The 8,994-nt window shown below is 62.2% G+C and carries 10 protein-coding genes, 1 tRNA gene and 1 pseudogene; 5 read left to right on the top strand and 7 right to left on the bottom strand.

Features of this window, described 5'->3' with window-relative positions:
- A pseudogene (locus EN993_RS38000) lies at positions 1-112 on the top strand (phosphoglycolate phosphatase); the annotation flags it as partial.
- A gap of 138 nt (positions 113-250) precedes the next feature.
- A tRNA-Val gene (locus tag EN993_RS25770) sits at positions 251-325 on the top strand.
- A 111-nt stretch (positions 326-436) separates the two neighbouring features.
- Here EN993_RS25770 and EN993_RS25765 read toward each other — a convergent pair.
- The 5 genes from EN993_RS25765 to EN993_RS25745 form a co-directional block, all read right to left on the bottom strand.
- Positions 437-1,150, bottom strand: coding sequence for a DUF6544 family protein (locus EN993_RS25765; protein WP_348630430.1), 714 nt, complete (start codon positions 1,148-1,150; stop codon positions 437-439).
- 12 nt (positions 1,151-1,162) lie between these two features.
- Complete coding sequence (locus tag EN993_RS25760) at positions 1,163-1,486, bottom strand: hypothetical protein (RefSeq protein ID WP_245468962.1); 324 nt, start codon at positions 1,484-1,486, stop codon at positions 1,163-1,165.
- 41 nt (positions 1,487-1,527) lie between these two features.
- Entirely contained in the window at positions 1,528-2,586 is a 1,059-nt protein-coding gene (locus tag EN993_RS25755; RefSeq protein WP_348629894.1) for a nitroreductase family protein, read from the bottom strand.
- Between the two features lie 266 nt (positions 2,587-2,852).
- On the bottom strand, positions 2,853-3,062 hold the full coding sequence (locus EN993_RS25750; protein ID WP_109671247.1) for a hypothetical protein: 210 nt from the start codon (positions 3,060-3,062) through the stop codon (positions 2,853-2,855).
- Between the two features lie 190 nt (positions 3,063-3,252).
- Positions 3,253-3,606: a hypothetical protein gene (locus EN993_RS25745; protein WP_109671246.1), complete on the bottom strand. Its 354-nt coding sequence runs from the start codon at positions 3,604-3,606 to the stop codon at positions 3,253-3,255.
- A 755-nt stretch (positions 3,607-4,361) separates the two neighbouring features.
- Here EN993_RS25745 and EN993_RS25740 point away from each other — a divergent pair.
- From EN993_RS25740 to EN993_RS25730, 3 genes are all read left to right on the top strand, one after another.
- A complete protein-coding gene (locus EN993_RS25740) occupies positions 4,362-4,619 on the top strand; it encodes a PepSY domain-containing protein (RefSeq protein ID WP_126069118.1) in 258 nt (85 codons plus the stop codon).
- A 144-nt stretch (positions 4,620-4,763) separates the two neighbouring features.
- Positions 4,764-5,471 (top strand): lysozyme inhibitor LprI family protein, encoded by a 708-nt coding sequence (locus EN993_RS25735; protein ID WP_245468963.1) that lies wholly within the window; start codon positions 4,764-4,766, stop codon positions 5,469-5,471.
- Positions 5,472-5,570: 99 nt separating this feature from the next.
- Positions 5,571-6,053: a hypothetical protein gene (locus EN993_RS25730; protein ID WP_164757808.1), complete on the top strand. Its 483-nt coding sequence runs from the start codon at positions 5,571-5,573 to the stop codon at positions 6,051-6,053.
- 20 nt (positions 6,054-6,073) lie between these two features.
- Here the strand turns inward: EN993_RS25730 and EN993_RS25725 are convergent, their stop codons facing one another.
- Entirely contained in the window at positions 6,074-7,960 is a 1,887-nt protein-coding gene (locus EN993_RS25725) for a murein L,D-transpeptidase (protein WP_127265166.1), read from the bottom strand.
- A 211-nt stretch (positions 7,961-8,171) separates the two neighbouring features.
- Positions 8,172-8,918: a 3-oxoacyl-ACP reductase family protein gene (locus EN993_RS25720; protein ID WP_109671242.1), complete on the bottom strand. Its 747-nt coding sequence runs from the start codon at positions 8,916-8,918 to the stop codon at positions 8,172-8,174.
- Positions 8,919-8,994 lie beyond the last annotated feature (76 nt).

Genomic DNA, 8,994 nt, shown 5'->3' with positions numbered 1-8,994 from the left:
CGGCTACACCGACCGCCATGTGCGCGAGTTCGAACCTTCGGCAGTGATCTCGCATTTCGACGCGCTGACGCTCGATCTGGCGCAGAAGCTGATCGCTGCTGCCGGAAACTGACCGGAAAGCGCCGGCGCCGGTCGGAGACGGGGCGGAAAGGACGGCAAATCCGATCCTTGTCGGAACGCCGGACACCGCCTTGACTTCCCCAGCCTGCCTCCCTTATATCGCGGCTCGCTTGGCCTTCGGGCAACGAGCGGGCGATTAGCTCAGCGGGAGAGCACACCCTTCACACGGGTGGGGTCGCAGGTTCAATCCCTGCATCGCCCACCATCTAGCCAACAAGATTGGTTGGATGATTTGGCTTCCATGGAAATCCCTGAAAAAAGCTGACTGGCGCGTGATCAGAAAAGACCGTCGGCGGGTTGGGCTTGTGGTGCAAGATCAGGCGCTATCGTCGAACGCCTCCCAACGGTCGATCCGGCCTTGCCAATAGACGATCTCCTTGCCGTCGATTTCCCAGGCGACCTCCCCGGCAAACGGAAGCCACATATTGCCGTGACGGCGATAGTCGGAGAAACGGCCGCGCCATGGCGTTGTCAGGATTGGTGCCGTGGCCGAACGCGGCCTGTCGGGCGCGAAGGCACCAGCAATCCTCCCGTCGCCGTCGAGGCTGAGCGTGACTTCGACCGCTGTTTCTCCCATACCGGCGCTCACGGCGAGCCTGTCGGGACCGTCTTCCCGCCAGCGCAGCGCGCTGTTGAGCAAAATAGCGTCGGGCGCCCAGGCAAGTTCGGCGAGGTATCGCATCAGCTCGCCGCGCATAAGCGCCGACGAGTGCTCGGCGCGGGCGAGCGGAATGACGCCAAGCGCCATGATATCAAGCTGCCCCTGGCCGCCTTTCAAGGCATCGCGCGCCGAGATCATACCAAAGGGACCAAACCGCGCCCGCCAATCGAAGGCACATTCGGAAGTCGAGATCGTCTGCGTTGCGGTAAATGACATCCAGGACGTGGCTTCAAGCTTCTGTTTCATCCGTCCTGTTTGCTTGAGCTTGACCGTCGTTCGGCTCGTGCCGGGTCTGACACCGAGCCGCAGCGCAAGGTCATAGACAGCGGCCGGCAACCGCTTCCCGATTAGAACAGCATCCTCAGCCATTAAGCGGCCTTCCTATCTTGACGCATTGCTCCACCTCGCGAGGGTGGCCGCTATCCCAGCCACATAGAGGGTACCGAAGATCAGCTTGTTGTGACGTGCAAGCCATTCTGGAAGGTAGATATCGAAGTTGTCGCGCCGCTCGTCGGTGTAGCGCGCGGCAACGGATGTGAGCGGGCATTGCCATCCGTTCAGGACCAGCACGAGCACCTCTACCAGGACGACACCGATCGATAGGGCGGCATGGACATAGTCGTCCCGCAAGGCGAACACCCAGATTGCGAGGATGCACGCGACGAAAAAGACCCAGACGATGGTGTGAATGACCTTGATGGTCACGAGCCGCGCCGCCGAGGAGGATGAGCCCTGCGCAGGAGCGTTCAAGATAGGATCACACTTTCCGCGGGCCGGCGTGCCGAAAAGGGGAGCGCGGCTCCATAGCCGAAGCGCATGACGAGATCAGGTCGCCGACCGGGCAGACCGACAAGTGCCGCCAGGTCCGGCCGCAGGCTGGCGACTTCGACGGGCTGGTTGATGAAAGCATGCTTGAGGCCGAGCGCGGTGGCTTGCAACGCGAAACGCTGGCAGGCGCGGCCCGCCAGGACCCAATGCTCACGGTCTTCCTTCCGCGCGACGAAGACGGCGATACCTGCCGAAGAGGCGAGTTGTCTTGCGTATTTTTCGTTCTCGGCTTTGGCTTTGAAAACGAGATCGAACATAATCGGACCAAGCCAGGCCGGAAGGGCGGGATTGCCGCTTGATGCACTGAAGAGGCCGTCACCGGTCAAGATCGCCTGCCGGGGGCTGAAGCGCAGCCAAGCCTTCAGCTCCCGCACGAAGGCGGCGTCGGCGATCTGCGCGGTGTTGCCCGCGAGGACCAGGTCGCGCACGCGCTCGATCCGTGCCCGATCCGTGGTCAGAACGAGATCGACGCCCGGCACGGCCGCAGCGGCGGAAAGTGTCTGCAAGTCGCGGTTGCTGACGGCTTTGCCGTCGTAGTCGCCGCGCGTTGATTGCCGCTTTGGGATCGCATCGAACAGAGCGGGCTCGGCAGGTGCCCCACCCCCGAACGTGTACATCACGCCACCGTCATTCTCCGGCCCGAAACTGAGTTCGCCCGGCCTGCTTCGGGCGCCGCAGGCAATGGCCAAATTCTCAGCCGCGCAGCCAAGGCTGGCGAAAAGATGGTGATTGTCGGGGTCAACGATAGCGATCTGTCGCGTCAAGTCGGGCAGGATTTCGATCCCGGCGTCGCTGATCCTGAACCGCCACGGCTGGGTGTTGTGGCTGTTCGCCGCCAGCGTAGCGTAGCGGATCAGGTCGCTCATCCCAGGCGCTTGCGTCAATGCCGAGCGGGTCGCGGCCACCGAGGCGTTGTAGTCCTCCATCGAACCCATGTTTCGGAGCCCTAAAAAGGCAACTCCGGCACCGGCGACCACGAGGGCGCCTCCGCCAACCAGATAATGCCGCCTGTTCATCGAATTGGCCGATCTGTCTTCGACAAGTGCGAAGCGGCCAGAAGTGACCGGTGCGGTTGTCTCTGGAAGACGTAACCGTCAAATGCGACATCGGTTCCCGATGATGCATCGCCTGGAAGAAACGGGCGGCTCTGCGCCGCGCTTCCATAGGCTTGACGAACGCCTCAGCAACTACAATCCGCCCCTTCCCCGCCAAAATTCTTCTGAGCGAAGTTCAAGGCGCTGCTTTAGCTCGTGTAGCTCTGGAACTGGCAAACGTCCGAGCCGTTTCGGACCTTCATCTGCTCGAGATCCCAGAACGAAACCTCGATGCGGTCGTTGGCGCAATAGACCGTGTAGCGTTCCGGCTCCAGCGCTCGGGCTTTCTGCACGGGCACGGAAACGGCCGGGATGGAAAGCACTGACAGTGCAAGCATGACGATGTGACGTGTGCGCATTTAAACCCCCAATGAACCCGCCGGCCCACTATGGCCACGGATAGTGAAGCGGCGCATCGTGGTTTTTTGGTGCTCGGCCTTCTTCCGGACCGCGGTACGTCTGTGGGCCGAAGTGGCCCTGCATTCCAGCTGTGGAATAAAGGTAAAGTCGGCGATGTCTGGTTGTGCCGATGGGCCGGTCGAGCCACGGTCAGCGCTTCATCGAGTGCAGGATGGCCTGCATGTGCTCTTCCAGGTCGAGTTCACCCCGAGCCTCAGTGGTCAACAGGTAGTCGGCCTTGGCCCGGCGGTCGCCTCGGCTGATCGCAGGATAGGAGCAGATGGCCAGCAATGCTTCCTGTTCAATCCGGTCTGCCCTCTTGCGTTCGTGGCTGCTACTGCCCGCTTGATGAACAACCCTGTGAAGCCCGACATAGGTGGCTTCATGGGCCCCGATCAGCGCCCGCAATTCGGGTGAGGCATCTTCCCCTTCAGCAAACGTCGGTTCAATGACCGAGGCCACGGCGGTGAACGCAAGAAGTGTACGGCGGGTGACTTTGGGCATGCCTCATATCCCTGCTGTCTGATCATGCAGGCACACCATAGCACCGGCGCAACGGTTCGAAGAGATGCCCTGGGACGTGACCACACTGTCTGCTGACAAAATGTATTCGCTCCCGCAGCTCGCCCTCCTGGCGGCAAGTGTGGCCTTAAGTCGCAACGATTGGCTTCCGAAAGCAGGGCCTCGGGCTTCATTGACGCGGCGACCAACACCATATTGTGATCCACAGCCCTCCAAAACGAGAGAAGCTCGCCCTGACGCGGTCGCACTGCGGCCGTCAGCCGGCAATGGCTATGAACCAGGAACCTGAAAAACCATGCCTGAAAATATCAGACTGACTTCGAGAGACGTCCCCCTCATTCAGCTAGGCCTCTATCAGTGCCGCTTCCCGGTGAGCGAAGACCGGTCAGTACCCGGCGGTTACCGTTTTTGTGCTGGGCCAACTTCGCCGGATCGCGTCTATTGCGATCACCACCACAGCATCGTGACCGCCGTCGACCCTCGTCGAACCCGTTCAGGTCTCCACCTCGCACAACGACGCGCCGCGTAAGTTAAGCGGGCGGTGGCCTTTCGAACAGGCAGCAAGCGCCAACATCCTATGGCCACGAATAGTGAAGTGGCGCATCCGTGGTTTTTTGGCGCATGGCTTTTTTCTTCCGGTTAACTGCAAATCAGCGCGCTGAATGGCCCTGCATTCCAGCTGCGGAACAAACCGGCACGCCAGCGAGTTTCTGTCCGAGGAAAATTGAGGGAAAGCCATGTCCAGATTTCTGCTGGCGACCAGCGTCGCCGTTCTTCTTGCCGTCGGGCCGGCTTTGGCCGCGGACGACGCTCCGCTGCCGCTGCCCAATGCCAAGAAATTGTCGGAGATCATCGCCAAGGTCGAACAACGCGACGGCTTTCGCTATGTGAAAGAGGTCGACTGGGATAGTGGCGCCTACACCGTCACCTACTACACGTCGGACAAGGCGAAGGTCGAAATCACCTACGATCCCGTGACAGCCGAGCCAAAATAAGGGTCGCGGGCAGACCACTGCTTTCGCCCCAAATTGCCCATCCTTGGCGTATGATATCCAGGTCAGGCGCTGGCGGCGCCTTGAGGCAATTCTGCCGGCTTGGGGGCATGCATGCGATCTTTCGTTCGAATCTTTTCTTTGCTTGTGCTCGTTACCTTCCTGGCCGGCGGCATCCTTGGTGCCGCTCCGGCGCGGGCTGACGGGCCGTCCTTCGACTGCGGCAAGGCACGTCTATCGGCGGAAAAGGCGATCTGTGCCGACCCGCAGCTGTCGGCCATCGATGTGCTGATGTCAAAGGCGTTCAAGGATTTCGAGCCGGCGTTCGGCGGCGACAAGCGCATGATCGCCCGCGGGCTGATTGCCGACCGCAATGCCTGCGGGGGCGACACGGCCTGCATCGTCAGCGCGCAGAACAACGCGCTGCAAACCTATGGCAATGCCCAGTCATGGGTGCAGGATTACAACATCGCGCTGATCGGCAAAAAGGCGCTGGAAGCCGCGGCACACAACCCGGCAGGGACCGACCAGCCCCTGCCCCTAGGGATCGGGCAATGCGCGTCCACCCATATCGAGACGCTCACCACACGGCTTGGCGACGATCCGCTGGAAACGGCCGGTCCCGAGGCGGGCAGCGCCGCGACATTCACCAATGGCGGCACCGCCGTCTCATACGATCGCGAACCTGGCTTGGCCGCCTCGAAGGTCGGCGAACCGGTCGAGATGTGCCTGATCTCGATTCCCAGGGATTGCCCGAAAGACGATGAGCGTGGCCGGGTCTACTATTCCCTGGACCTCGTCGCAAAAGGCAGCTGGGCCTTGCCGGACTCGCAGCATTTGTGCGGCGGCGCCTGAATAGGCCACTTGGTGTTTTGCGACAGCCGCCAAGGGCGCCTCCCCTTGCGTCAGTCTCGCTTTGATGGCTGACTGCGGCGCTAGACGCCGCATTGGGGGATGGGCATGGCGACGGCGAAGCATGTACTAAAGCGCATGTTGATGATGTTAGCCGGCTACTTTGTGTCGGTGCTGGTTGGTCTGATCGCCATCGCGGTCATCTATGCCGCGCTCAGTTCCTTGCCCAACGCGCCCGATTATTTCGACGTCATGGGCGTTTCGCCGATCGCGGTCCTGGTAGTGCCGCCGCTCGGCATGTTCGTCTATTTCCTGACGATTGTGGTGACCGCGCTGCAGACGCTGATCTTCGCGCTGATTGCCGAGTTCTTCTCGTTGCGCAACTTCCTGCTGCACATGGTCTTCGGCGCCGCCGCCGCGGTCGGCGGTTTCGCCCTGATCTGGCCGAGTGCGCCGGAGGACATGGACCCGGAACGCTGGGCCGACATCGGCATCATTGCCGCTGCCGGCCTTGTCGCCGGGTTGCTCTATTGGCTGATCGCTGGGCGGGACGCCGGCTTCCGGCGACCGCTGTCCGAGCGATAGAGGCCGAGGGGCTTCTTGCCTCAACTCGACGGCGAACGCACCGCCTCGGTGGCGTCCAGGGCCTGCTTCAGCCGTGTGTCGCGGTCGTAGACGTCGCCGAAATACTCGACCTTGCCGGACAGGTCAGGCCAGGCGGTGAAATAGGCGACATAGACCGGGATCGTGCGTGTCACATTTTCGGTCGAGTGGCCGTGCTTCAACTTCTCGGCGATGTCGTCCACCGAGGTGCCGAGCACCGCGGCCGCCATGCCGCGCGGGTCCTGCAGCCGCACGCAGCCATGGCTGAGCGCACGCATGTCTTGCTTGAAGAACGATTTTTGCGGCGTGTCATGCATGTAGATCGCGTGCTTATTGGGGAACAGGATCTTCAGCTCGCCCAGCGCATTGGCCTCGCTCGGCTGCTGGCGCACGCTGTAGGGGATGTTGGCGCCATAGGCGCCCCAGTTGACCGCCGACGAAGGAATACGCTTGCCGCGCGAATCGGTCACCTCGTAGCCGGCCCGGTCGAGATAGCCGGGATCGTTGCGCAATCTGGGCAGCATCTCGTTGACGATGATCGACTGCGGCACACCCCAATAGGGATGGAAATCGACCTGCTTGATCTGGTCGTAGAAGAAGGCGGTCTGGTTGGTGGTCCGGCCGACGACCACACGCGTCTTCAGCTTCTCCTCGCCATTGTCGATGTAACTCGCGGTGAAGGCCGGCTGGTTGATGAAGACACGCGGGCTGCCGAGATCGGAGGGCAGCCAGCGCAGTTCTTCCAGCGCCACTTCCACCTTCAGCAGCTTGTCGGCCTTGGATGTTCCGGCCAGCGTCGAAACGGTGCGCGGCCCGATGACGCCGTCGCCCTTCATGCCTGCCTTTTGCTGCACGGCCTTGATGATCGGAACCAGTTCCGGGTCATAGACTTCGCTGGTGGCCAGCCTGGACAGGATCTCGCCATAGGCGCCGCCCGTCTCGTCATCGAGATTGCGCGCGATCAGTGTCAGCAGCTTCGGCAGTTCGGGGCTGGTTTCGCCCGGCTTCAGCAGCAGTTTGGGGTCGACGACGATTTCGTTTTCCGCACTAGCCTGCAGGGATTCCAGTTCGACGCGCAGCGCTTGGTATTCCGCATTCTGCGGATGCCGCGATTCGAGATAGGTGCGCACTTCCTGGGTATGCGCCAGCGTCTTCAGCACGCCTTGCAAGTCGAGCGGCTTGGCCGGGAAATCATAGTAGCCGGTCATGCGGTTGGGCTCGACGCGGCCGTTCTGGGCGTCATGGGCATAGCGCAGCACGCGCGCCGAAAGCGCCATCTCGAAGCGGACGAGCTCTTTCAGTTGCGCATTGGCGTCGGCCGTCGATGTGCCGGCGGCAGGCACCTCGACCGTATAGTCGGCGGGCGTGAGGCCATAGCTTTCAGCCTCGCCAAGGACGCGCACCGCATCCTGCGCGCGGCTGTTGAGGCTGGTTCCGGTCACCCAGATGAAATCCGGATTGGCCGAGTAATAGGCGATCAGCGCCTTGGCGATATCGGGCTCGGCGTAGAGTTCGTAGTCACCCAAGCTGGCAACGGCATCACGAAACGCGGCACCCGTGGCTGACGGAACGAAGGCAGCGTCCTGCGGGGTCGCCGGCTGCGGCGCTGCGGTCAGCGCCGAGAAGTCGATGCGGACCAGCCGGTCGGCCTTGTAGGTGTAGTAGGACGGGCTGCTGATTTTCACACCACCGCCGCCGGCGCCGGCCGGGGCTTTTGGCTTGTGCTTCGGTGGCGGGGGCGGAAACTCGCCTTGCGGCGCGCGCTTGACGCCGCCGCCGAAAAGCATGTCGAAGAGCCCCTGCGCGCCTGCCTGAGGCACACCGAAAGCGAGCGTTGCCGTGATCGCCATCAGCGGCATCACGGTTGCTTTGTTTCCGAGGAATTTCATGGATCACCCGCTCCGGTCGCAACCGGTTCCCGTTCCGCACGCTCGATCGTCCCGCTCACCGCATGGCGGATGTAAGGCGCGACTATACTGATTCATACCGATTTCGTTAAGCTTTCATAAATTTTGGAACGCCTGTTGCAGAACGGTTTCACAACATCGTGACGGCTGGAGCAGAAGGTGTTTCCGCTCCAGCCGTGAAATCCCTTGCGGATCAGGCGTTGGCGCCGCCATCGATGGTCAGCGCGGCGCCGGTCACGAAACGGCCCTCCGGGCCTGCCAGCCAGGCGACCATGCCCGCGATGTCCTCGGCCTTGCCGAAGCGCGGTGTCGCCATCTTCTGGCGCTGGTGTTCGGCATGCGGGCCATCGGCCGGGTTCATGTCGGTGTCGGTCGAGCCGGGATGAACGACATTGGCGGTGATGCCGCGTGGGCCGAGGTCGCGCGCCAGCGCCTTGGTCAGGCCGACCAGCGCCGCCTTGCTGGTAGAATAGGCGGTGAGGCCGATGTCCGTCGCCCGTTCGGCAAGATTGCTGCCGATCGAGATGATCCGGCCGCCCTCGCCCATATGGGCCGCCGCCGCCTTGGAGGCGATGAAAGAGGCTCGCAGATTGACCTCCATGGTCTCATCGAAATCGGCCAGCGACAATGTAGCGATAGGAGCCGCGCGCCAGATGCCGGCGCTGTTGACCAGGATGTCGAGCCGGCCAAAGGCACTCGCGGCGTCATCAACCGCCCTGTCTATGGCGGCGGCATCGCGGCTGTCGGCCTTGATCGCGATGGCGCGGCCACCCTTGGCCTCGATGTCGGCGACAACAGCACGGGCCTGATCCTCGCCATGCACATAAGTCAGCGCGACACTGGCGCCATCGGCCGCGAGACGTCGCGCAATCGCCGCACCGATGCCGCGACTGCCGCCGGTGACGATCGCGGCCTTGCCGCCCAGTTGGTTGGATGACATCGATTTCTCCTTTTTGTAATGATCGATACATAAATATCTGTCAGCCTTGCCCGTCGGCGTCAACTGAATTATGTAT

The sequence above is a fragment of the Mesorhizobium sp. M7D.F.Ca.US.004.01.2.1 genome (assembly GCF_003997785.1).
Taxonomy (GTDB): domain Bacteria; phylum Pseudomonadota; class Alphaproteobacteria; order Rhizobiales; family Rhizobiaceae; genus Mesorhizobium; species Mesorhizobium loti.
Note: the sequence above shows the minus strand (reverse complement) of the source record. Positions and strands in the feature narration are given on the sequence as shown.

Coding starts and splice junctions, on each gene's coding strand:
- EN993_RS25765 (WP_348630430.1), bottom strand. CDS start 1,150: ATGGCTGAGGATGCTGTTCTAATCGGGAAGCGGTTGCCGGCCGCTGTC.
- EN993_RS25750 (WP_109671247.1), bottom strand. CDS start 3,062: ATGCGCACACGTCACATCGTCATGCTTGCACTGTCAGTGCTTTCCATC.
- EN993_RS25745 (WP_109671246.1), bottom strand. CDS start 3,606: ATGCCCAAAGTCACCCGCCGTACACTTCTTGCGTTCACCGCCGTGGCC.
- EN993_RS25740 (WP_126069118.1), top strand. CDS start 4,362: ATGTCCAGATTTCTGCTGGCGACCAGCGTCGCCGTTCTTCTTGCCGTC.
- EN993_RS25730 (WP_164757808.1), top strand. CDS start 5,571: ATGGGCATGGCGACGGCGAAGCATGTACTAAAGCGCATGTTGATGATG.
- EN993_RS25725 (WP_127265166.1), bottom strand. CDS start 7,960: ATGAAATTCCTCGGAAACAAAGCAACCGTGATGCCGCTGATGGCGATC.
- EN993_RS25720 (WP_109671242.1), bottom strand. CDS start 8,918: ATGTCATCCAACCAACTGGGCGGCAAGGCCGCGATCGTCACCGGCGGC.